The sequence below is a fragment of the Enterococcus sp. AZ095a genome (genome assembly GCF_050546735.1).
GTDB lineage: Bacteria > Bacillota > Bacilli > Lactobacillales > Enterococcaceae > Enterococcus_D > Enterococcus_D entomosocium.
In genome coordinates, this window is sequence record NZ_CP172953.1 from 3203811 (window position 1) to 3227362 (window position 23552).

The following is a 23552-nucleotide window of genomic DNA, read 5'->3' on the forward strand; positions in this document are numbered from 1 at the left end:
ATCGTTTTCAAACAACTTTATTGCACCTTCGTCATTCCTATGCTACTATAAGGGTGGGAATTCTGTGATGTACGAGTTGTCCCTTTTGTGTGTTGACCGAACATTTTTATTGATATCTTGGGATCCGTCTTGTGTCAATGCTGGTAACATGCCTTTTCCTTTGGTAGTTCGAAGCTTAGACCGTGGAACCCACCTGCTAGAATTTGCGGGATCAATACTATGGGAAAAAGAACGGCATCAACGGATATTACCCATTCTTTTTAGAATGTGCCATCTGTTTTTAACAGATGGCTTTTTTGCGTTTTCTAGCCGTTAGAAACCGTGCAACGTCCTCCATCTGATATCAAAGTAAGGGTGGCTTTTGCTATTCTTTCTAGGGTTCGCTATACTAAACCTATCAACTTAGAATAGGATGGCGTATGTTTATGATTCTTCTATTATTTACGATCGTGGCACTCGTATTATTCGGCACCAGTTATTTGCTTTATGCCAAACAAGCGATTTTTTTCACTTTGATCCCTACTACTGAGGCGAATAAAGTCTTCTTAAAAACCTATAGCCTCATTCATTTCCTTTTAGGCGTAGTGGCATTGGTTGTGGGCTTTGTCGATAGAGAGCTGATTGCCTTGTTTTATTTGGCGTTGTTGTTGCTCTCTTCCGCTTCATTCAGCATCTTGCTGGCACAAAAAATGAAAAAAAAGGAAGATTAGGTTTTCTTTTTCCAGAAAAAAGCATTACAATAAAAATAGAAGATAACAGATGGGAGTGTTTCTTATGTTACAACAATATCAACGAATCATGGTAGCCGTCGATGGGTCTAGCGAGTCAGAATTAGCCTTCAAAAAAGCCGTGAATGTGGCACAGCGGAATGATTCTGAATTAGTTTTAGCACATGTGATCGACACTCGGGCCTTTCAAACCGTTTCTTCTTTTGACGGCATGCTTGCTGAGCAAGCAACCGAAATGGCCAAACAAACTTTGAAAGACTATGAGGATTATGCCCGCAAACACCAAGTAACTGCAGTCAAAACAGTGATTGAATACGGCTCGCCAAAACCAATCATTGCCAAACAATTGCCCGAAGATCACAACATCGATTTGATTATGATCGGTGCCACTGGTTTAAATGCCGTGGAACGAATCTTTATCGGTTCCGTGTCTGAGTATGTCATTCGCCATGCTGGCTGTGATGTGTTAGTTGTGCGGACAGATCTAGAAAACAAATTACCAGAAAAAGACCACACCAAAGCTTGATAGCTAGACGACCTGCCGACGAACGGCAGGTTTTTTTGTGCAAAAAAAACCGTGACAAAAGCAAAAGAGTCAACGAGCACTTAGGTCTCATTGGTCTTTTTGCCTTTGGTCACAGCTCTTTGACAAGTCGGTTATCCAAACTTGTACAGCAAAAAATGAAAGCAAAGTAATAGGTACTCCTATCTAACCATGTTTCCTTTTGATTGTAAATAGTTTTTCTGAATTTTCTGAATAAATAGTTAATTTATCCATCCTTAAATAAAAAAAAGCAAAGCGTCGCTTCCCTTAGGAAAAACGACGCCAAAATCTATGGTCATAGTGGGCTATCCAAAGGACGCTGGTCAAGAGGATCACAAAGAAAACCGGACCATTCAATAACAAAAAATCAATCGAAGTCGCAGCAAAGCCATAAAGGATGATAACAATGACGGAAAGAAATAGCGTTGCGACTGTTCCAATGGCTAACCCAAGACTCCCCGCCCCTCTCGTAAACAATTGACTGATATTGGTCCAATCCAAAAGCAGCAATCGATAATCACGAGCAAAATATTTCAAGCACAAAAGAAAACTGCTCCAAAGTGCTCCTACTAGGAAAGAGATAGCCAAAATCAGCGGCATTTTGAATAAAAGCACTGCTGCCAGCACGATGACTGCCGTTAAGCTCAGCTGCAAAACGACGCCAAAGCGGAATTTTTCCCGCAAGTAGCGCTTCATCGATAACGGCAAGGAGCGGACAAACAAGAAATTCTCCTGATCCAATGAAATCAAATTACTGATAAAAGAAGTCGGGTTGACCATCAGTGCCGCCAAGGCGATCCCCGCCACGAAAACAACACCGATAAATCGCTCATCCAATTCACTTAACTGAACCGCCCCAGTAAACACAAAGGACACTAAAAAAATGATGGGCATCAGTAACGAGGAAGAAAAGACTTGCATGATCAAATTCGGATCACGGATCAACTGCGAATTGTAATTAAACAACAGCTGGCCCAAACCTTGATTGGGTTTATGCTTCCGACGAACACTCCCTTGGTTAGGCGCCGCGGCTGCCACTTGCTCATAAAACTTCGGCAAGATCAATCGATAGAGGGCAAAAAGCAGCACGCCTGCTGTGGCGATGATCCCTAGCAAGCTAAGCAAACCGGTCGTTTGAAACGGTGCCACCATCACATAATAAAAAGGCAATAAAAAGCTGATCGCTCCCCGGTCTACCACGTCTGTCTCATAAGTATTCACCTGATTCATCATTAAGACCCCGATCACAACAACCAGCATCGTCACACCTAGCAATAAACTAGTGACCAATTTTTTATGCTTCAAGAAAAACTTGGTGCGGGTCAGGCTGAAGACGATCAAGCTGCAAATGCTGAAGATCAAGACTAAAAACAAGCCGAACAGCAAGAACGCCCATAAGATCGTCAGCAAGAAAAAGACGTTTGCCCGAATCCCTGTCAGGAGAAATAAGACCAACAAAGGAAAAATAAACGGCGCAACGGTAAGAAATACCACCACGATCTTTGCCAGAAAAATTTCACTCTGTCGAAAGGGCAGCGGCAAATACGATGGCAGATCTTGACTTTCGAAGAAGACATTGTAAATGGACGAAATCCCTTGGGAAAAGCCTAAGATTCCGAACAAAGCGACATAATAGGTAAAAAAGCCCGGCATCTGACTAAAATCCAATGTGATCATCGTCAAACCATAGACTAGCAGAAACACCACTCCAGAAAGCGCATATTGAAACAACAAATAACTGGTCAAGGTCGAACCAGCCTTGCCTTTTTTGCGGGCTTTGTCTGTTAGTTGGGGATTGGCATACCGCAAATTAACGGAGGTCAGCGTCAGAAATTGTTGTTTTCGCATCTACGCTTCCTCCGCTTCTGCAAGAATCGCTTCTTCTTGACTTCTCCCAGTCATTTGCAGATAGATTGTTTCCAAAGAAAGCGACGGATGCTGTGCCAGCAAATCTGCCACTGAGCCATTGTACAGCAGCTCACCTTTTTTCAAAATCGCTAATTGATCACACAACTGCTGGGCGGTGTCTAAGACGTGGGTAGAAAAAATCACGGTCTTACCCTTGGCAGCATGCTGTTTCATCATTTCTTTTAAATCATACGCTGCTTGGGGATCTAAGCCTTGCAATGGTTCGTCCAAGATCCAAATGTCCGGATCGGGGATCAATGCCCCAATCAGCAGCGTTTTTTGCCGCATTCCATGGGAAAAGCTAGCGATGGTCTCTTCTTCATGAGACAGCATATCAAACAAGCGCCCTAATTTTTGCAAACGCTCGGCCTTTTCCGCTGCTGGTACTTCATACGCTGCTGCAATCAAGTCCCAATATTCCCCAGCCGTCAGCTGTAAAAACAAATCTGGCGTGTCCGGCACATAGGCAATTTGTTTTTTTATCGCTTCCCGATGTTCCACGAGGGATTGACCGTCAAAAAAAATTTCCCCACTCGTCGGTTGTAAAATACTAACTAAGCTTTTGATCGTTGTCGACTTCCCTGCCCCGTTGTGTCCCAGAAAGCCAAAGATCTCCCCTTGACGAATCGTCAGGGAAAGATCAGACAATGCTTTTTTTGGTCCATATTGTTTCGTCAGATTCTTGATCTCAATCATTTTCCTGCCTCCTTATTCCATACCTATTGTTATCTTACGCTGAAACGTAGTAAAAGAAAAATGTTTATTGCCATTTTTATCAAATCAATTGACAGGAGCTGCAAAAACAAAGATAATAAGAGCACTTTAGGGGAGTAGCACATGGATCGTTCCATGATCTTAGATCAACAGCAAGCGGGAATCCGCTGGTTTAAGATGTTTCTTGCAAGACCTAAGTGGCAAGGGGCCGCTTAGGTCTTTTTGCAGTTTAAAATGGAGGGAAAACAGTCAATGAGTTCAAGTAAAATGAAAAAAGTGACCGCCGGCGGACTTTTAGTCGCCATGGGGGTGGTCTACGGTGATATCGGTACGAGCCCACTTTACGTAATGAAAGCCCTGGTGGAGGATAATGGCGGACTACGCACCTTAACGCCCGACTTTATCTTAGGCAGCGTCTCGCTCGTCTTTTGGACGCTGACCTTGTTAACGACGATCAAGTACGTCTTGATCGCATTAAACGCGGATAACCATGGAGAAGGCGGGATTTTTTCCCTTTATACCTTAGTTCGTAAAAACAGCCGCTACTTGATTATTCCAGCGATCATCGGGGGCGCAGCCCTGCTAGCAGATGGGGTATTGACGCCTGCCGTGACCGTAACCACTGCCATCGAAGGATTACGGGGAATTCCAGCCTTTTTTGATCGCTTCGGCAATGACCAATCGATCATCGTCGGCATCACCTTAGCAATCTTATTGGTCCTCTTTGCCCTGCAGCGCTTTGGGACTGAGTTTGTCGGCAAAGCCTTCGGACCGATCATGCTAGGCTGGTTCACCTTCTTGGGCATCGTCGGTGTGATGAACTTTGCCGGTGACCTTTCGGTGATTCGGGCCCTTGATCCCCGGTATGCGATCAATCTGCTCTTTAGTCCCGATAACAGCGCTGGTCTCTTTATTCTCGGCAATATCTTTTTGGCGACTACTGGTGCGGAAGCCCTCTACTCGGACTTAGGTCATGTGGGTAAGAAAAACATTTATGCTAGCTGGCCCTATATCAAAATCTGCTTGATGCTGAATTACTTTGGTCAAGCGGCGTGGCTGCTGCAAGTCTATCAAAACCCGACTTATCAAGAAATCGAAAACTTGAACCCATTTTTCCAAGCGTTGCCGCAAGGGTGGACAGTCTTTGGTGTCAGCTTCGCCACACTCGCTGCCATCATTGCTTCGCAAGCTCTGCTGTCTGGCTCCTTTACCTTGGTTTCTGAAGCCATCAAGTTGAAACTATTGCCGCGGATGCAAATCATCTATCCGGGGGCGTCTATCGGGCAAATGTATATTCCTGCCTTGAACACCTTGCTGTGGATCGCCTGTTCCGGCGTAGTCTTATTCTTCCAGACCTCTACTCGGATGGAAGCCGCTTATGGATTGGCCATTACGGTAACGATGTTGATGACCACTATTTTGCTGTATTTCTACTTGCACCAAAACAAGAAGACCCGTTTCTTGGCACCGTTCATCACGCTCTTTTTTGCAGCGATCGAAGGCATTTTCTTTATCTCTAGTGCGACGAAATTTTTCCATGGCGGTTACGTTGCCATCTTATTAGCCAGCGTGATCATCGGTGTGATGCTGATTTGGGAATGGGGCAATCGTATTCAAGAAAATGCTGCCGAAGAAGTTGCACTTTCTACCTACATCCCTCAATTGAAACAGTTGCGGGAAGATGATTCTTTGCCATTATCTCAGACGAACGTCGTCTTCATGGTTCCTAAACTGCAAGACGATCAGATCGGTCAGCAGTTCATCTATTCCATTTTAGACAAACGGCCGAAGCGTGCCAAAGTGTATTGGTTCGTCAATGTGGAAGTCACCGATGAACCTTATACGAAAAAATATGAAGTTTCGATGGCAGATACCGATTTTATCGTTAAACTAAAGCTTTATCTCGGCTTTCGGGTGCCGCAAGAAGTCAATCTCTACATTCGCCAAATCATTCAAGAATTGATGAAAGATGGTCGCTTGCCGCTGCAGCCGCAACGCTATTCCTTAACGCCTGGACGCAATGTGGGTGATTTCCAATTCGTGATGATCGAAGAAGAGCTGTCGAATGCAACTGCATTAAGCAAATGGCAGAAGCAAGTCATGCAGACGAAGCTTTTTATCAAACGCCATACTATTTCACCTGAACGCTGGTTCGGCTTAGAATACAGCGATGTGGTTCATGAGACCGTTCCTTTGGTCATCGGTCAGATGAAAGAAAGCTCTCTGACAGAATTACGCATCGAGGAACGCTAAGAAACCGCCAGTACTGGTTGAACTTTCTGATACTTTCAGGTACACTGAAAAGACAAAGACACAAAGGAGGGAAAACGACCATGATGCGCATGACTAAAATAACAAGTAATGAAAATTACCAACGATACCATATCGCATTTAGCCATGCAATTGGTTTTACAGTTGCTGTTGACGGGACGAGTCTGTCCAAAACAGTTAAATTTACGTAAAATCAATGGCCATCTCAAGGTATTTTTCTCAAAAAAATCTGAGTTTAAATAACACTGGCCATGGATATCCATGGCCTTTTTGAGTGGTCTCAAGGAGAGAGATCATGATCATACAAGCAATTGCTATTAAAAAAACCATCGGCGGGAATCCGTTATTTGAGGAGTTATCCTGCCAAATCGAAGCTGGGGAAAAAATTGCCCTAGTCGGCATCAACGGAACGGGCAAATCAACCTTTTTACAAATCTTGACTGGCAGTGAAGGTGTCGATAGCGGCGTTATCAGCCGCCAAAAAGGCTTGAGGATCGGGACGGTCGAGCAAGAGCTGACAGTTTCTGAAGCAACCGTTACCCACTACCTGCTCCATTCTGCAGCTAACATTCAAGAACTCAAACAGCAAATGAGCCATTACGAAGCCTTGATGGCAGAACCCGATACTGATTTAGAGAAGTGTCTGATCCGTTATGGCGAGCTGCAGCAGCGCTTTGAAGAGCTGGGCGGTTATGGATTAGAAGACCGAATTTCCGCGATCTTACAAGGGTTAGGAATTCCCCATCGGCAGGACGCACGGTTAACAGACCTTAGCGGGGGTGAACGGGTCAAAGTCGCTTTAGCCAAAGTGTTAGTCACCGATGCTGCCTTGCTGTTACTGGATGAACCAACCAATCACTTGGATCTTTCAAGTATCCGCTGGTTGGAAAATTATTTACAGAATACGAAAAAAGCGGTTCTAGTCGTTTCTCACGATCGACACTTTCTCGATCAAGTCACCACCAAGACCTGGGAACTGGAAGAAGGCGCCCTGATTGAGTATCCTGGGAACTATAGCCGATTTCGTGTCTTGAAAGAAGCTCGCTTGGCGGAGCTGACCAAAAATTACGAACTGCAGCAAAAAGAAGTCCAGCGACTGAAAGTCATGATTCGTCGATTTCGTCAGTGGGGCCATGAAGGAGACAATGAATCCTTCTTCAAAAAAGCCAAAGAATTGGAACGCCGCCTAGCGAAACTTACACTGGTCAAACCGCCAGCGCCCCCGAAAAATCGGCTGCAAGGCTTGGCAAATGGCGGAAAATCAGGTAAAGAGGTGTTCATCGTTCGCGACTTGCACCAGCAATATGCCGATCAGCTCCTATTCAAAGACAGCAGTTTTGCAATCTACCGTGGGGAGCATCTAGCCATCATCGGCGACAATGGTACCGGAAAATCAACCTTACTCACATTACTTCTCGGTGAGGAGCTTCCTAGCGGCGGCACTATCAAGCGCGGCAGCAGCTTACAAATCGGCTATTTGCCCCAACAGCTACAGTTTGCCGATCCTGAGAGCCGCTTGTTGGCCTACGTACAGACGTTGACAGGAAACGAAGAGGCTGCTCGTCGGCAATTGGCCAAAAGTGGGTTTTATCAAAGTGATGTGGCCAAACGAATCAAAGATTTATCTGGTGGTGAAAAAATCCGTTTGGCGTTACTGAAACTCTTTTTAGAAAAAATCAACGTCCTGATTTTGGATGAACCAACCAATCACCTCGACAGCTATGCCCGAGAAGAAATTGAAGAAATGCTGCAAGATTATCAAGGGACCCTGCTGGCAGTCAGCCATGACCGCTACTTTTTGCAGCAGCACTTCCAAGAAGCCCTGGTCATTGCACAGCAGCAGATCACACGCCAGCCACTAAGCCCATTGATTGACTAAGACATTGATTCGCAACAAAAAAACTTGATTTTCCTACAGTAAGCATGGGTTGTTCAATCCATGCATAGGCGGAAAATCAAGTTTTTATTTTTTGATCAATGAATGTTGCCGATCAAGTTGCGGATCGGTTTTCTAGCTAAATACAAGATGATGCCGACAACAACGGCTACTCCGCCGACGATGCCATAGTACATCCCTTCTGTTTGTGGTGTATAGAACCGAGCGATTTGCGCATTGATGGCTTGTGAAGAAGCGTCTGCTAACAACCAAATCGCCAAGGTTTGTGCTTCGAAAGCTTTCGGCGCTAGTTTGGTCGTCACCGACAAGCCCACAGGTGAAAGACACATTTCCCCCGCAATCATAATGAAGAAGCTCAATACCAACCATAATGGGCTGACCCGTTCTTCTACTCCAAACAAGAGGCTTGGCAGCATTAGCAATAGAAAGGACAAACCGGCTAAGACCAAACCAATGGCAAACTTCACTTCTGTCCGGGGTTGACGAGAACCTAGTTTGGTCCACAACCAGACAAAGACAGGTGTCAGTAAGACGACAAAAAGTGGATTTAAGGTTTGATACAAACTTGCTGGAATATTGATGCCGAATAACGTTGATTGCGTACGGTCAGCGGCAAACAATGCCAAGATCGATGAGCCTTGTTCTTCTAAGGACCAAAAGACGATCGCTGACAAGAACAGCGGAATGTAGGCCAACACTTTTTTCTTTTCATCTGGTGTGACATCTTTCGAACGCAGCATTTTGGTAAAGTAGTAGATCGGCAAGAAAATACCTAGAACACTGATGAAGTTGATGAAGAAATCAACCGTCAGATGGCCCGTTGCAGCAGCTGCGCCAAACAACACTGCCAATGCGAGAAGAACCAGAACGACTGCTCGGAAGAAGGTTTTCTTTTCGGCTGCCGATAAGGGATTCGTTGGCGCGATCGCTACACTTTTCAACGTGGTTTTTCCTTGCACATAATACTGCACCAAACCGATAAACATCCCGATAGCAGCAATCGAAAAGCCTAAGTGGTAGTTGACCTCTTGTCCTAAGATCCCGACGATGATCGGTGCTAACAAGCCACCGATATTGATCCCCATGTAGAAAATTGAGAAACCAGCATCCCGACGGATATCGTCTTTGCTGTACAAATGCCCCACCATACCCGACACGTTGGATTTCAATAGTCCGGTTCCGATGACGATCAGCATCATGGACACAAACAACGCTGGAATCCCTAAAGGTGTTGCCAAGACGATGTGTCCTAACATGATCAAGATCCCACCATAAAAGACGGATTTATTTGATCCTAAAAGACGGTCCGAGATCCAACCGCCAACAATACTTGACATATACACTAAGGAACCGTAAATCGACATGATCGCCACAGCCGTTCCTTTTGGCAACCCTAAGCCGCCGTTGGCAACTGCATCGTACATGAAGTACACCAAAATCGCCCGCATACCATAATAACTGAATCGTTCCCACATTTCCGTGAAGAATAACGTCGACAGCCCTCGCGGCTGACCTAAGAATGTTTTTTCTTTTTCCATATGTAATGGCCCCTTATAAAAATTAATGAAAATAAAATAGCGGAATTTTTCTGAAAATTCACAAATGCCAGTTTATTCCCATTTGGCAACTTTTACAAGGGTATTTCCCTGAGAACATCTTGTAAAAAAGGAAGGAAATTTAAATTCAAATGAAAGCAAAATGAGAAGCCATCCACCTAGGTGCAGTATGAGCCAATTTTCATATGTATAATTATTAAATTTTCTGTTTAAAAAATTAGAAAATGGTCTTCACCAATTTTTCTCTCTAGTCCCGTTTTGCGGACTTTCCTACAAAAAAACACATGCAAGCATTTCTCTTGCATGTGTTTCAGCTTCTATTCTAAGAAATGTTTTCGCTTAGCCGCGTAAACGTTCCACATCACGAGCGATCATTAATTCTTCATCTGTTGGGATCAAAAGTACTTTGACTTTTGACTCTTCAGTTGAGATCACTAATTCTTCGCCGCGTTTTGCATTTTGATCGGCATCTAATTCGCAACCAAACCAAGTCATGCCTTTGATAACTTCGCTGCGGACGTGGGCATCATTTTCACCGATACCAGCAGTAAAGACGATCGCATCGACACCGTTCATGGTCGTTACATAGCCACCGATGTATTTACGGATGCGGTCAGTAAAGACGTCATAAGCAACTTTGACTTCTTCTTTGTCGTAGTTTGCTTCTAGATCGCGCATGTCGCTGGAAATACCAGTTAAGCCTAATAAACCAGATTTTTTGTTTAAAACATCCACCATTTCATCGATGTTCAAATCTAATTTTTCCATTAAGTAAGGCAAAACAGCAGGATCGATGTCACCAGAACGTGTTCCCATCGTTACACCAGCTAACGGCGTGAAGCCCATTGATGTATCTACTGATTTTCCGCCGTCAACTGCAGTGATCGACGCACCGTTCCCTAGATGGCAAGTGATGATTTTTAATTCTTCGATTGGTTTGCCTAACATTTCTGCCGCACGCTCAGAAACATAACGGTGGCTTGTACCGTGGAAGCCGTATTTACGTACTTTAAACTCGTTATAGTACTCTAATGGCAAGCTGTATAGGTAATTGTGTTTTGGCATCGTTGCATGGAAAGAAGTATCAAAAACAGCGACACTGATGATTTCAGGCAAGATTTTTTTGAAAGCAGTGATCCCCATCAAGTTTGCTGGGTTGTGTAATGGCGCAAATTCAGCCAATGCTTGGATGCGTTCCATCACTTCGTCTGTGATCACAACTGAATCAGGGAAATCTTCTCCGCCGTGAACGACGCGGTGACCGACGCCAGTGATTTCATCATAAGCACCTAAAATGTTTAATTCGATCAGTTGATCCAATAACATTTTTACAGCTACTTCGTGATCGTTGATATCGATGATTTGTTCGAATTTTTGATCTTCCCCATATTTGATGGTAAAGATAGAATCTTTCAAACCGATTCGTTCAACGATTCCTTTAGCGACAACTGTTTCCTCTGGCATTTGATATAATTGCCATTTTAAACTTGAACTTCCAGCATTGATTGCGATTGTTTTTGACATGATGATCTCCTTATCCGAATTATATTACAGATTTGCTGCTTTCCAAGCCGCAAATTGTTCAAAAAGTTTTGTGATGTTCTTTGGTTCTTTCAGTGAGGCTAGCTTGACCAGCAAGACTTCTTCTGCTTGTTTGCTTGTCCCTCCGTGGTTTTGTAAAAGCAATATACTTTTACGTGAATGTTCATTTTTAAAGAGTTCTTCAGGAAGCTGAATCATTCCTTGCAAATAAACCTTTTCTTTCAGCCATTTTTTCAAAAATTCACTCTGTTCCGTTTCCAAGAAATTGCTTGGTAGTAAGAACAAACCGTAACCGCCAGCTTTGACATAGTTCATCGCTTGTTCCATCAACAAATGATGGGCGTAACTGTGTCCTTCTGGAGCCGCCGTAATAAAGCTGCGGGCTTTGTCATCTTGTGGGTAATAGCCCACCGGTAGATCGCTGATCGCCAGATCCATCGGTTCGATCAAAAGCTCTTGCAAGCCATCTTGATGGAACAAATGCAAGGGCGCTTTGGTCCATTCGCCAGTTGCAGCTGCGATCGCCAACAAGGTTTCGTCAATATCCACACCGGTTCCTTCTACTGGACGCTTGGCTAATTGCAGATTCAGCAAGACTGTCAATAAGAGATTCCCCATGCCTACCGATAAATCAAGAAGTTTCACTGGTTGATCGGCACTACTCAACTGCTCGATCAAATAGACGAATAAAAACCCAAGACTATCTGGTGTCAGTTGGTGATTGGCCTGCAGGCGCTCCGTTTGGCTGCCTTTCAACAAAACCAACTGCGCAAGCTTGCGTTTTTCTTCTGCCGATAGTTCCATTGCTCGAATTTCTTGATAGATGGTTTCTAAACGAGCAGCAGTTGCTTCATCTGGTACCCCATCGATCACGCGAACTTGGTATTGATCAACAAAATTTTCGATCGTCTCTACGTAAGCATCAAAAAAAGACGTTTCCAATGCGTTTTGAAGCAGTTGGATCGCTTCAACGGTCAAATGAAAAGACGTTTCCATTTTTTCTGCGGACATCTTGCACCTCTTTTCAAAACTATAACAACATATATACCTGTTTAATTTTAGCCGATTCATCCAAAATAATCAATCGCTTTCGTTTAGAATAATTTGTGAAGCTGTAAACATTCTTTTTCTATTTCTGTATGAAAAAGGATGGTCGAAACAACCATCCTTTTCCTGTACTATTCTTCTTGGTCATCTGTGTCTATTTCAGGCTGCTCTTCAGGCAACAAAAAGGTAAAAGTAAATCGCCGACTTTTGACATAGCATTCGATCTGTAAGCTCTGTCCTTGCCGTTCATAAGTCAACTTTCCTACATTATAAAACCGTGTCCCTCGATCTTCCAACTCGTTTTGCAAGAATTCCGCATGGAAAAGTTCACTCATAATACGGGCTTCATAGGTTTCAATGGTTTTTGTATAAAAAAGGGCTGTTGTGCGGCTGTTTTCTAACACCAGCAATAACATCAAGCTCAACAGCTGCACAAACAACAATGCTGTGAGTAAAATACCGCCTTTATGCCGCCTCTTGTGAGTGTATTTTCCATTGTCCAATTTTCTGGTCTCCATTCTCAAAGGAAACGGTAAAGCGGATCGCTGCGCCAATTTTCTCAAAAGACACATCTGCCACTTCTGTCAACAACGGTTGATAGCCATTGTTGTCCCGTTTCCGCAACACGCGGTTGATGCGATCGATCGTTACCGAATTGTTTTGACTGCTTCGCAAATATAGCGTGTTCTCGCTGACTGATAGATAGACACAGGTACTTAATTCCCGTTCCAACTGAAACAAAAAAACATGCCATTCTTGATCTTTGCGAGCCATGATCTGCTGATTGACCGGTGCGAGGTGCTTGACGATCCCGCTTATCATCAATAAGCAGATCGCCAATACCCATAAAGACAACAGACACTCCAACAAAGTAAAGCCTTTACTCTTCATACACAATCTCCCAGAGCTGTTCGCCACTTTGGATGCGTGCCTGTTGATGCTGCGCTGCTTGCCAAAAGCGAACTTGATAGACCGTCTGACGCTGCGTCGTGTAGGTAATGGTTGACGCATCAAAGGAGTGGTTCTGGACTTCTTCATACAGCACCCGCAGCATTTGGGCTTTTTCCTGCAATGCCGCACTTTGCGTCAGTGAAGCGGTCTGCATCGCTAAAAACAATAACACACAGGTTGCCAACACCCCAAAGCCAATCAGGCTTTCTGCTAAGATGAACCCGCTATTCAACGATTTTTTCATAGCGTCCGCTCCCAAATAAAAACTTATAGCTGATGGTTTGCTTTTTCTCCTGCCAATAGAAAACGATCCTTCGCAGACTGCTATTGTTGCCGGACTGACTACTAAAAAGAATATCGGGAAACGCCTGCATCGCTAGTTGAGGAGGGACTTCGATCTTGGTGACCGGCTCAGTTGCAGCGCCATAAAATGAAACAGTTGGCGTTGGCGCTGCTTGATAAACGGCTCGGGTTTGTGTGTTATCGATGATGGCCGATTGCTGTATGGTATAGAGGCCTTTTTCTAAGCGTGCACAAAAGCCTAAGACTTCAGCAGATCGTTGATAGTACTCGATGGCCACGACGGGAAAAAAGAGAAACATACTACTGACCATGAGGACCAAAAGGCTTTCTATTAAAGTAAAACCAGCAAAAGAGCAACGTCGACAGCCCTTAGTCCCCTTGCTCATAAATCGCATATTGCTCCTCAGATACATACCCTTCAGCGATCAATTCTTCTCTCGAGGGCTCCCGATTTTCATTCAGACGAAAGAGTTCGATCTGGGTTTCCACCACTTTCACGATGGCCGCATTTCCTTTCTCATCAATGATTCCTCTTTGCTTGGCAAGATTTGGGACAAACAACAAAACCAAAATACTGATCACTAATAAAACAACCAACATTTCAACCAATGTAAAGCCTTTTTTGACACGCCAAATCCCCTGCTTGCGAGAAGATGCGACTTTCTTTTCTATCATTCGATCACTCCTTGGATATTTCCATAGATTGGTAAAAACATAGCGGCATAGATCCCAACGATCATTAAAGCAACCAACAAAAAAATCAGAGGCTGAACCCAGTGAATAGCTTTTTCGATTCGTTGAAACAAGCGATCCATCAATAATTGACTGTATAAAAAAAGCTCTTCTCCTAACTTTCCCCGTACTTCTCCTTGAAAGACGATCAAAGAAAATTCTGGTGTGAGAAACGAGAAATGACGAAGTTTTTCTGGGAGTTCTCCGCCAAGTGTCAAGGTCACTCGCAACTCTCGCGCTAATTCTTGGATCAAGGTAGCTTTATTGGTGTGCTCCATACACTCAATGATCTGTTGGATATCTAACCCTTGCTGAAACAACTTGCCCCATTCCAATGCGAAAAAACTCGTGTGATAACTCGTGTACAATGCTCCGAACAATGGCAGGTGGCTGAAGAATACAGCTTTTTGCAAGGCAGTGCGGCGGGCAAATACCCAGCGGCTGATCACAAAAAGCAGCACACTTACCAACAAGAAGAGGATAAGTACTGCTGGTGCCCAAGTGATGGCGCGAATGCCCCAATGACCTTCGTCGATCATGCCAGAGGCTAACAATTGAGGCATTAAAAAGCGATGCATGCCAAAGAGAGCCGCCACTAAAAAGACCAGTAGCAAAAGCGGATAGGCCGCTACTTTGTACAGCAGCTGTTTTTGCTTGTTGACCAATTTGTGGTAGTCGACCATCCGCCGCAAGGTCGTCGTGAGATTCCCATGACTTTCTGCTAAATAAAGCTGATTTTTTTCGGTAGCCGATAAAGACAACGGCGCTACTGCTGCTGCCAAGCTTTGCCCTTGGGCAAGATGGGCAATCAGCTGTTCGATCACAGGTTCAGAAAACTGGCGACTGCGCAGCAACACTTGGAGGCTTTCTTGTAGGGAAAAGCCACTCTCCAATAACACCGTGAAGGTGACCAAGAGGGCTTCAGTTGCACGGCGTGGTAGCTGGGGCTTCTTTTTCATAAACTTCATCGGTGATCCACCCACTTTCTTTCACTCGTTTTAATACGTGCTGCCACTGTTTTTCCACTTGCCCCTCATAAAAGTGATACGCCAGCAATCCATGGGGTTCGTTGACTTCATTCGGCAACAATCGCTGATAAACGATCCCTTGCAACGCGTGCGCCAGAAGATCGTCTGCCCCTAGCAATTCCAGCAGCCGTGTCTTGGTTTCTGCTACGCCTCGTGCATGGATCGTGGCAAATACTCGGTGACCTGTCAGAGCGGCTCGTACAGCGGCTTGCGCCGTCTCTTTGTTACGGATCTCGCCAATCAAAAGCAGGTCTGGACGATGCCGCAAAGACAAGCGAATCAATTCATCATAGTCTTGTCCGATTTTCAAATTGGTCTGCAGCTGCAAAAAATGCGGCTCTTCAATCTCCACAGGATCTTCGATGGTAATGACTTGTCCCTGGGTTGCCCGTGCTAATTGATACATGAGGGTCGATTTTCCTGAGCCAGTGGGGCCGGAAAATAAATATAAGCCTCTTTGTTTGGTTGTCTGTTGGATCTGCTGGACGTCTTCTGCAAAAAAATAGCGCAGATGCTCCTTGTTCAAAGGATAAAGAAACCGCATCACGAGACTTTCACGCCCTTGATAATCACCCACCGTTGAGATGCGCAACCGCTGTAGCTGATCGCCTAACAGATAGCTGACTGCGCCTAACTGAGCTTTGCGCCGTTCTCCCACCTCCATTCCTCCTAAAAATTTAAAGCGGGTGATCAGCTGCTGAGCTTCTTCGTTGGTCAGTACTTGATAGGTCTTTCTGAGATAGCTTTTACTGAAAATCACCTCCATCTGTGTACCGCTAGGCAAAATGGCCAGATCCTGCATGCGTTCTTGTCTTCCATAAAGAATCAACTCGTCTGAGAATGCTCGAATATCCACGACTTATCCCTCCTAAAAAGAAATACGCAAACGCTTTGAGAATAGAAAAAAAGATGAAGCAAATTTGCTTCATCTTTCATCATTCGTTTATTTCTGTGGTTCTTTTGCCACAAATTGGGCTTCCACCCGATAGATCCGCTGCCCGCGGCTGGAGAATTTTTCTTCATATTCAGTCATGATATTGTTCTCAAAGGAACTGTTATGCAAGTCCAACCAAACTTGTTTGATAATCATGCCGTATTGAGAAAAGCTCGCTAAGGAATACTCAAACAATCCTTGGTTATCCGTTTTGAAATGGATCTCGCCGTTGGGACGTAAAATCTGCTCGTCGACTGCTAAAAAGGCTTTGGAAGTCAAACGGCGCTTCTCATGCTTCTTCTTAGGCCATGGATCAGAAAAATTCAAATAGATCTGGTCTACTTCATTGTCAGCAAAATAGTTGGTCAATGCGGAACCATCGACATGCAGCAGCTGCAAGTTCGGGATCTCCTGCTCGATCATTTTATCTAATGCGATCGAAACGACACTAATCTGCATTTCCACGCCAATATAATTGATCTCGGGATGAGCTTTCGCCATTTCCGTAATAAATTGGCCTTTTCCCATTCCAATTTCGATATGCAGCGGGTGATCATTGCCAAAGCGTTCATGCCAACGCCCTTTCCATTCAGTAGGCTCTGCAACGACGTATTCTGGATGAGCGTCAATCAGCTCTTTTGCACCTGCACGTTTTCTTACTCTCATGTTTCTTCCTTTCCGAAAAAACAAGATGGAACCAAATTGCCTCGCTCCATCTTCTCTTCATTCACTATAAATTCGTTTTAATTGTAAAATCTCTGCATTCATGGCTTTGTAATCGCCTCGCAGATAATATTTTTTGACCTCTTGCAGCATACTCAACAATGCGTACCAATAAATCTTTTCGATCATTTCGCTGCTGCTGTGGATACCATAGCGCACGAGCCAATGAGACCAGCCAGATAATGGCACATAGTGACCTAAAATAGTGCCGATATCGATTGCCGGATCTGCAAACATCACGGAATCCCAATCGACTAAATACAAATAGTTTTGACAAACTAGCCAATTTCGATAATTGACATCGCCATGGACGACCGCGGCTTTCTGCTCGTCAAAAGCTGGAATATTGGTTTTTAAATACTCGGTAACCAAATGAATAAAACGGTTTTGGGCGACCGCAGAAGGCAGCTGATCCTGATAATCCATCAGCATCTGTTCAGGCGATCTGACTTGTCCGCCGATTTTGCTTAGCATCTGTGCCAACGTTTTTGAATGATGCAAGTGATACAACACATCAATGACATCATTTCTTTGGCCGATTTCATCGGGATCTAAGACCCGTCCATCCAGCCATTCTTGTGCGGAGAGCGTATCCCCATTTCCCGTCCGTTTCGTCCAGACGAGTTTGGGTGCAATGCCCTCTTTAGAGAGTGCCGCAAGCATCGGGGTCGTATTTCGTTTGATAAAGACTTTGTCGTTGTCCTTGAGCCCGATATAGGCTTTCCCGGTGTCGCCTTTGATTGGCCGCATACGCCAATCTTGATCCAAGCGAATATCCATCCTAGCTTCTCTCCTTATTTCGCAGTACCTCTTATTCTAGCTTCCTAATGGGTCGCCGTCAAGCGCATATGCGTTCGCTTTTTGTAAGAGAGGCCACTTGTGGATCAGGCGTGCATTTTCTTTAATCGCCCTGGCAAGTAGATGCCTAAAAAAAGACCCGCAAACCCTAAGAAGCCAAGAAACGCGATACCGCCTTGCCAAACAAAAGGCAAGCGCAAGCAACAGATCACGCCGAAAAGAACTGCGGTCACCAGTAAGAGTGCCCCAAGAATTTTTTTGATCGCTGCGGCTTTTTGTTTTTCTGGCACGGGATACAGATGTGTCAAAACCATGTATTGAAACTCATTGATCAAAGGAATCAGTTGGAAACCGATCAGATAAAGAAACAAGCAGCCGATCAGCAGACTGATCCAAAGCTCATCGACAAAGAATAAGACGAACCCACCAATCAAAGTCAAACGGACATAAAGCCCGCCATATTGCCCCCCACGGATCACTCGGCGCAAGTAAAGATAGAGGTACGTATTGCTGTGCACTGGTTTGATCTTTGCCAGCAGCCAGTCGAGGTATTTGCGCCGTTTGGCTTCCGTCGTGATTTGGGGAACATCTGTAAATAAGTTGATAAACCGATAGATACGCATTAAGCGCGACTGTTCGGCTTGGATCATATAGTCCCAATCCAAAAGCTGGCTATTGGATTTCAGTCCAAAGAGGAACCAGATTGCTTGGAAGATGCTGATCCCCAACCCTAGCCAAGGTGCTACATAAATACTGGCAAGTGTGGCAGCTAACGCACTTGCGAACCAGATGCCTCGCTGCTGTTTGACTTGCTGCTGAGTTTCTTGATACAAACGAATCCGTTGTAGTGAAAGATCCCCCAGTTTTAAGAGCCACATCATCCCTAAAAAGTATGGGAATGAGGCAAAGGTGCTGTTTGCTGTGACCACGACCAAAGGCATCGTTGCCCCTACGGTTAAAAATAAAACCCCAAAGGGCAGCCAGAGGGAATAACGTAACGCTTGGCTGAGATAACTTGTCATTTGTCCTTCTTTGGCTAACAGAAAAATCAAATCTGCCGGTTTCGTCAGTGTCGCTAAGCGTCCCAGCGGTAAAACAAAGAGCCAAACAGCGACCACGATGATGCCGCCTAATGGAAACGGCCGCGGCAATGTTTTTAGCAATTCAGAATAATAGAGCCCCAGACCTCCGACTAAGAAGGTGCTGATCAAAGCAAAATGATCATTGAAGACATAGCGCAAATAGCGTGTCATCTGTTTTTGATGCCGCTGTAAGCGTTGCGAGAAAAACTGCTTCATGCTTGACTCTCCTTTGTCAGTGCGAGGTACAGATCATCAAGGGAGGCTTCTGGTGCTTGAAATTGGCTTCTTAGTTCCGCCAATGTCCCTTGTGCGCGGATCTCACCGTTATGCAAGAGGATGAATTTGTCACAATACTTCTCTGCGGTTGCTAAAATGTGGGTGGACATCAAAATAGATGCCCCGGTTTGTTTCATCTCATTCATCAGTTCCAATAACGCATTGATCGCTAAAGGATCTAATCCTAGAAAGGGTTCATCAATGATGTAGACACTCGGCTCAATCAAAAAGGCACACAGTACCATAACTTTTTGTTTCATCCCTTTTGAAAAGTTTGCCGGGAACCAATCGAGTTTGTTTTCTAAGCGAAAGGTTTTTAGCAGGCGTTCTGCTCGCTTCATGGCTTCTTCTTGTGGAAGATCGTAGGCCATCGCCGTCACTTCAATGTGCTCTCTTAAGGTCAATTCTTCATATAAAGAAGGAGTTTCGGGGATATACCCGATTTGTTTGCGGTATTGCTCTGGGTTTTCTTTAAGGGTCAAGCCATCGATCGTGATGGTGCCGCTATGAGGTTGCAGTAAACCGATGATTTCTTTGATCGTCGTACTCTTCCCTGCCCCGTTCAAGCCGATCAAGCCAACGAGCTCCCCATCGCCGATCGTAAAATCAATATTTTTTAAGACTGGCAGCTGATTGTAGCCGCCTGTCACGTTTGCTACTTGTAAAGTCATTTTTTCCCTCCGATTCGCCTGATTATGGCTCTTTGTCAACGTAGGCTCTTTTTGTTCAATTCAGTCAGCTGGCAAAACAATTGTTTATTTTTCTTTATTCGTGACTTGCAGGATAAATTCATTTTCTCCCACTGTAATGATTTCTTGCGCTAGTTCTTGGCTGCCAAAGCGCTCTTGCCACGTTTGTGCTTCGCTGGCTGGAAAGACGACCATTTGGATGGCACCAGCGGCAAGACGGGTGGTAAAGGCTTGGACAGCGGCTGGTTCGGCATAAGAAACCAGGCTGATCCGCAGCTCTTCTTTTTGATACCCTTGATCTATTGCCCATGCTTCAACGGCTGCTTCCAATTCACTTTGCACCGCAGGGTCCATTGCTGTTTCAGTGACAATGGCGGCATTGACTACTTCTTCTTGCGGACGTGTCAGAGAATAAGTGATTGAACCAGCAAACACCACAAACAGCGTGATCGCGATCAACCACTCTTTATAGGCATAGGCTAAGTAGCGAAGCTTCGCTGAAGTCGTTGTTTTTTTCTGTAAGGTTTCTTTAATGATCGGTTTCATAGGTTCCTTCTTTCCAAATGATTTCTGATATTAAGTCTAGGGTTGTTGGAATCTAAATGCAAGCGTTTCTCGCTTGCTTTTCGCATTTCTTTAAAAAAGCGCCTTTGTTGAAGGAACAGTTGCCTTGTTCCGACTTTTTCAAAGAGGAAACCAGACGAAAAAAAGCAAAATATGGTAAAGTAGAGGTAATAGATCAAGGAGGTTTTTTACAATGGAAAATTGTATTTTTTGTAAAATCAATAATCGTGAGATTCCTAGCTACAAAGTCTACGAGGATGAGCAAGTCTATGCCTTTTTAGATATTTCCCAAGTCACCCCTGGTCATACATTGGTCATTCCCAAAACGCATGTGACGGATATTTTCGAGTACGATGAAACGTTGGCAGCAGCGGTTTTTGCCCGTATCCCTAAGATTGCTCGGGCGATCGAAAAAGCATTCCCTGAGATCGAAGGCTTAAATATCATCAACAACAATAAAGAATTGGCGTACCAATCCGTCTTCCATTCCCATGTCCATTTGATTCCTCGCTACAGCAAAGACGATGATTTCAAGATCCATTTTGGCAATCATGCAGAGAATTACACGGGGGAAGAGCTGGCGGCAATCGCCGAAAAAATTGGAAAGCAGGTGAACTAAATGATCGGTAATTTTCTTAAAGGACTTTTGTTCGGTTCCATCGCCGGCGGCTTAGGCGGTTTGCTTTTTGCACCAAAAAGCGGCAATGAAACCCGTGAAGAATTGATTCGCTATTTAGATGACACGACAGAAGCGACCTTAGAATTCAATGACAGTGTCAAACAGCTCAAAGATGCTGTGATGGTAACCCGCAAAACGATCGACGAAACGATCCCAGTTGTGACCGAATCTTTCACGAAAGATTTGGAAGCCTTCAAATTCCAAGCACAACCGCGCCTTGCTCGGATAAAAACCCAAATGGAACAATTGAATCAGCACATCACGACGATTCAAGCCCAAAGCGCCGAGGATGACAAACAAATCGAAAATTTGTAGTTTTTATGAATTTTGTTTGAAACATCCGCTGTTTTCTTTCCAACCATTTCTAGAAGTGGTATAGTAGGTGCAGTGATTATTATGAATCTTTTTAGAATTAGGAGTGCTTAAACGAATGAAGAAAAAATTAATTTTAGTAGCAGTCAGTGCAATGAGTCTTTTTGCATTAGCGGCTTGTGGTAACTCAAGTGAGGAAATCGCAACAATGAAGGGCGGTAAAATCACTGTTCAAGATTTTTATGACCAAGCAAAAACAAGTTCAGAAAATCAACAAGCGTTGCGTCAAATGATCGTCTTAAAAGTGTTTGATGAAAAATACGGTGATGACGTAACAGAAGAAATGATCGACGAACAATTCAATAATGTGGCTGAACAATATGGCGGCAGTGATTCCTTTGAATCAACATTGACTGCCTCTGGTTATACGGTGAAATCTTACCGTGCAGAATTGAAACAACAACTTGCGTTACGTGAAGGCTTAAAAGCCAACATGGATATCACTGATGAAGACATGAAAACTGCTTGGGATTCTTTCCACCCTGAAGTAGAAGCACAAATCATCAAAGTAGCAAGTGAAGATGATGCCAAAGACGTCTTAGAAGAAGCGAAAAAAGATGATGCAGACTTTGGCGAAATCGCTAAAGAAAAATCAACGGATGCGGCAACAAAAGAAGATGGCGGAACGATCAAATTCGATTCTACTTCATCAGCTATACCAAGTGAAGTAAAAACAGCCGCTTTTGATTTAAAAGATGGTGAAATCTCTGAAGTGATCTCTGCAACCAACACGTCAACTTACACGACGGAATACTATATTGTGAAAATGGTGAAAAACCAAGACAAAGGCAATGATATGGATAAATACAAAGATGAATTGACTGAAATTGCTCAAAACACTTTGTTGAATGATTCAACCTTTATGGCAGCAACGATCGGTCAAGAATTGCAAGCAGCTAATGTGAAAATGAAAGACTCTGACTTAGCAGACTTGCTTTCTGATTACATCACAGCGGCCGAAACAGAAGATTCAACTGCTGACTCTTCTGCTACCGATGCAACGGACAGCTCAGCGGCAGATTCTTCTGCTACTGATGCAACCGATGATTCTACTGCAACGAGTGAGAGTGCTACAGATTCTTCTGCTGAATAAACGAAAAAAGAAGTGCCGTCGTAGCGGCGCTTCTTTTTTTATGCTAATTAGGTTAATATTGCCGATTCAGCTACTTTTTCCAACATCTGAAAAACCACGCTAAGCAAGCCTAGCGTGGTTTTTGTTCTTTCCGTCATTCACTTTGGTTGATCGTGCTACAAGGTCACCGCTACACTTCTTTCGGTACATAAAAACTCCGATTGTCCATGCCAAAAATTCGGTCTGTGTATTGACCAGGTTCCGTTAAACGAATCGACGTCAGCATCATTTGCATGGAAGCATCCAAATTATCGATTTGATGGAGGATCTCCGCTTCCATTATGCGGGGGCGAACAGGTGACCCATATTCTAATAAGCCATGGTGGGCTAAAACCATATGCCGCAAAACAACGATATCTTCTTCTTTGTCATCAAATTTCAAAGCCATACAGGCTTGCGTGATTTCTTCATCCACTAAGACCAAATGCCCTACTAGATTCCCCGCCAAGGTATACTCTGTCGTCATCGGACCTGTCAACTCGATCACTTTTCCTAAATCATGCAAAATGATACCCGCATACAGTAGTGAAGCATTCAATTCAGGGTACTCTTTGACGATTGCTTTTCCTAACCGCAGCATAGTGGTCGTATGATACGCCAATCCACTGGCGAAGGCATGGTGATTGCGCTTCGCAGCTGGAAAGTCAAAGAATTCCTTTTTATACTTGTTCAGTAAGAAACGGACGATTCGATTCCAGTGAGGATTCGTGATCTCAAACAAGGTTTGACTGATTTCTTCTTCCATCTCTTCTTTTCGCAAGGGTGCTTTTTCCATGTATTGGCTTGGTTCATGGGGCTCTTCCGGTTTCGCTAAACGCAAATGCATGATTTTGACTTGCGGATTGCCTTGGTAGACCTCCCGTTTTCCATCTAGCAGTACTACTTTCCCGGGTTCAAAACGGGCGATTTCTTCATCTGATGCATCCCAGAACTTTCCGTCGATCGTGCCGGATGTATCTTGAAAGGTGAAGGCAATAAATTTTTTGCCGTTTTTCGCGATCCGCACATCGGCATTCTTGATCAGCAAGAAAAGTTGAAACGTTTCATCAACAGTTAATTCACGAATTTTTTTCATGGGCTTA

25 protein-coding genes and 1 other RNA gene are annotated in these 23552 nt (G+C 44.2%); 8 read left to right on the top strand and 18 right to left on the bottom strand.

The features are described 5' to 3' along the window. Positions 1-56 precede the first annotated feature (56 nt). The 3 genes from ssrS to IGJ26_RS14720 all read left to right on the top strand — a co-directional run bounded on the left by ssrS (position 57) and on the right by IGJ26_RS14720 (position 1254). Positions 57-251: non-coding RNA, 6S RNA (gene ssrS, locus IGJ26_RS14710), on the top strand. 168 nt (positions 252-419) lie between these two features. Beyond that, positions 420-710 carry a hypothetical protein gene (locus IGJ26_RS14715; RefSeq protein ID WP_005233435.1) on the top strand — a complete coding sequence of 97 codons (291 nt, stop codon included), beginning with the start codon at positions 420-422 and terminating at the stop codon, positions 708-710. A gap of 64 nt (positions 711-774) precedes the next feature. Further along, positions 775-1254, top strand: a complete 480-nt coding sequence (locus tag IGJ26_RS14720) for a universal stress protein (protein ID WP_061053361.1) — start codon at positions 775-777, stop codon at positions 1252-1254. A 285-nt stretch (positions 1255-1539) separates the two neighbouring features. On the opposite strand, the gene IGJ26_RS14725 is transcribed toward IGJ26_RS14720, so the two are convergent. Together IGJ26_RS14725 and IGJ26_RS14730 are read right to left on the bottom strand one after the other, a co-directional pair. After that, the gene (locus IGJ26_RS14725) at positions 1540-3120 is read right to left on the bottom strand and encodes an ABC transporter (protein WP_430599705.1); all 1581 of its coding nucleotides are present in this window, start codon (positions 3118-3120) and stop codon (positions 1540-1542) included. Continuing rightward, a complete protein-coding gene (locus tag IGJ26_RS14730; protein ID WP_008382046.1) occupies positions 3121-3876 on the bottom strand; it encodes an ABC transporter ATP-binding protein in 756 nt (251 codons plus the stop codon). Between the two features lie 270 nt (positions 3877-4146). Here IGJ26_RS14730 and IGJ26_RS14735 point away from each other — a divergent pair, with 270 nt between their 5' ends. Then, the gene (locus IGJ26_RS14735; protein WP_008382045.1) at positions 4147-6147 is read left to right on the top strand and encodes a KUP/HAK/KT family potassium transporter; all 2001 of its coding nucleotides are present in this window, start codon (positions 4147-4149) and stop codon (positions 6145-6147) included. A 313-nt stretch (positions 6148-6460) separates the two neighbouring features. Further along, a complete protein-coding gene (gene abc-f, locus IGJ26_RS14740; protein ID WP_086298563.1) occupies positions 6461-8044 on the top strand; it encodes a ribosomal protection-like ABC-F family protein in 1584 nt (527 codons plus the stop codon). Between the two features lie 95 nt (positions 8045-8139). On the opposite strand, the gene IGJ26_RS14745 is transcribed toward abc-f, so the two are convergent. From IGJ26_RS14745 to IGJ26_RS14815, 15 genes are all read right to left on the bottom strand, one after another. Further along, positions 8140-9600 carry a peptide MFS transporter gene (locus tag IGJ26_RS14745; protein ID WP_005227746.1) on the bottom strand — a complete coding sequence of 487 codons (1461 nt, stop codon included), beginning with the start codon at positions 9598-9600 and terminating at the stop codon, positions 8140-8142. Positions 9601-9957: 357 nt separating this feature from the next. Continuing rightward, positions 9958-11142: an acetate/propionate family kinase gene (locus IGJ26_RS14750; RefSeq protein WP_005233419.1), complete on the bottom strand. Its 1185-nt coding sequence runs from the start codon at positions 11140-11142 to the stop codon at positions 9958-9960. Between the two features lie 24 nt (positions 11143-11166). Continuing rightward, positions 11167-12171, bottom strand: coding sequence for a class I SAM-dependent methyltransferase (locus IGJ26_RS14755; protein WP_005233418.1), 1005 nt, complete (start codon positions 12169-12171; stop codon positions 11167-11169). Between the two features lie 167 nt (positions 12172-12338). Further along, positions 12339-12710: a competence type IV pilus minor pilin ComGG gene (gene comGG, locus IGJ26_RS14760; protein WP_008382038.1), complete on the bottom strand. Its 372-nt coding sequence runs from the start codon at positions 12708-12710 to the stop codon at positions 12339-12341. Then, a complete protein-coding gene (comGF, locus tag IGJ26_RS14765; RefSeq protein WP_005233416.1) occupies positions 12673-13098 on the bottom strand; it encodes a competence type IV pilus minor pilin ComGF in 426 nt (141 codons plus the stop codon). Before comGF ends, comGG begins: the two co-directional genes overlap by 38 nt. Continuing rightward, positions 13088-13402 (bottom strand): hypothetical protein, encoded by a 315-nt coding sequence (locus IGJ26_RS14770; protein ID WP_005233415.1) that lies wholly within the window; start codon positions 13400-13402, stop codon positions 13088-13090. The genes comGF and IGJ26_RS14770 overlap by 11 nt, the downstream gene beginning before the upstream one ends. Further along, on the bottom strand, positions 13383-13847 hold the full coding sequence (comGD, locus tag IGJ26_RS14775) for a competence type IV pilus minor pilin ComGD (protein ID WP_005233414.1): 465 nt from the start codon (positions 13845-13847) through the stop codon (positions 13383-13385). The genes IGJ26_RS14770 and comGD overlap by 20 nt, the downstream gene beginning before the upstream one ends. Further along, positions 13831-14136 (bottom strand): competence type IV pilus major pilin ComGC, encoded by a 306-nt coding sequence (comGC, locus tag IGJ26_RS14780; protein ID WP_005233413.1) that lies wholly within the window; start codon positions 14134-14136, stop codon positions 13831-13833. The genes comGD and comGC overlap by 17 nt, the downstream gene beginning before the upstream one ends. After that, on the bottom strand, positions 14133-15161 hold the full coding sequence (comGB, locus tag IGJ26_RS14785) for a competence type IV pilus assembly protein ComGB (protein ID WP_016612983.1): 1029 nt from the start codon (positions 15159-15161) through the stop codon (positions 14133-14135). Before comGB ends, comGC begins: the two co-directional genes overlap by 4 nt. Further along, complete coding sequence (gene comGA / locus IGJ26_RS14790) at positions 15115-16077, bottom strand: competence type IV pilus ATPase ComGA (protein ID WP_429968832.1); 963 nt, start codon at positions 16075-16077, stop codon at positions 15115-15117. The genes comGB and comGA overlap by 47 nt, the downstream gene beginning before the upstream one ends. A gap of 87 nt (positions 16078-16164) precedes the next feature. Further along, positions 16165-16821, bottom strand: a complete 657-nt coding sequence (trmB, locus tag IGJ26_RS14795) for a tRNA (guanosine(46)-N7)-methyltransferase TrmB (protein WP_005233410.1) — start codon at positions 16819-16821, stop codon at positions 16165-16167. 57 nt (positions 16822-16878) lie between these two features. Further along, a complete protein-coding gene (locus tag IGJ26_RS14800; RefSeq protein ID WP_429968833.1) occupies positions 16879-17658 on the bottom strand; it encodes a phosphotransferase family protein in 780 nt (259 codons plus the stop codon). Positions 17659-17762: 104 nt separating this feature from the next. After that, positions 17763-18974 carry an ABC transporter permease gene (locus IGJ26_RS14805; protein ID WP_429968834.1) on the bottom strand — a complete coding sequence of 404 codons (1212 nt, stop codon included), beginning with the start codon at positions 18972-18974 and terminating at the stop codon, positions 17763-17765. Next, positions 18971-19705: an ABC transporter ATP-binding protein gene (locus IGJ26_RS14810; RefSeq protein WP_005233406.1), complete on the bottom strand. Its 735-nt coding sequence runs from the start codon at positions 19703-19705 to the stop codon at positions 18971-18973. The genes IGJ26_RS14805 and IGJ26_RS14810 overlap by 4 nt, the downstream gene beginning before the upstream one ends. A gap of 84 nt (positions 19706-19789) precedes the next feature. Next, on the bottom strand, positions 19790-20269 hold the full coding sequence (locus IGJ26_RS14815; protein WP_005233404.1) for a hypothetical protein: 480 nt from the start codon (positions 20267-20269) through the stop codon (positions 19790-19792). Positions 20270-20480: 211 nt separating this feature from the next. Between IGJ26_RS14815 and IGJ26_RS14820 the strand changes: the two genes are divergently transcribed. From IGJ26_RS14820 to IGJ26_RS14830, 3 genes are all read left to right on the top strand, one after another. Further along, the gene (locus IGJ26_RS14820) at positions 20481-20906 is read left to right on the top strand and encodes an HIT family protein (protein ID WP_005233401.1); all 426 of its coding nucleotides are present in this window, start codon (positions 20481-20483) and stop codon (positions 20904-20906) included. Continuing rightward, on the top strand, positions 20907-21281 hold the full coding sequence (locus IGJ26_RS14825; RefSeq protein ID WP_005227717.1) for a YtxH domain-containing protein: 375 nt from the start codon (positions 20907-20909) through the stop codon (positions 21279-21281). It abuts the gene before it with no gap. A gap of 115 nt (positions 21282-21396) precedes the next feature. Next, positions 21397-22431 (top strand): peptidylprolyl isomerase, encoded by a 1035-nt coding sequence (locus tag IGJ26_RS14830; RefSeq protein WP_429968836.1) that lies wholly within the window; start codon positions 21397-21399, stop codon positions 22429-22431. Between the two features lie 169 nt (positions 22432-22600). Here the strand turns inward: IGJ26_RS14830 and IGJ26_RS14835 are convergent, their stop codons facing one another. Then, positions 22601-23545, bottom strand: a complete 945-nt coding sequence (locus IGJ26_RS14835; protein ID WP_034872173.1) for a 3'-5' exoribonuclease YhaM family protein — start codon at positions 23543-23545, stop codon at positions 22601-22603. Between the last annotated feature and the right edge of the window lie 7 nt (positions 23546-23552).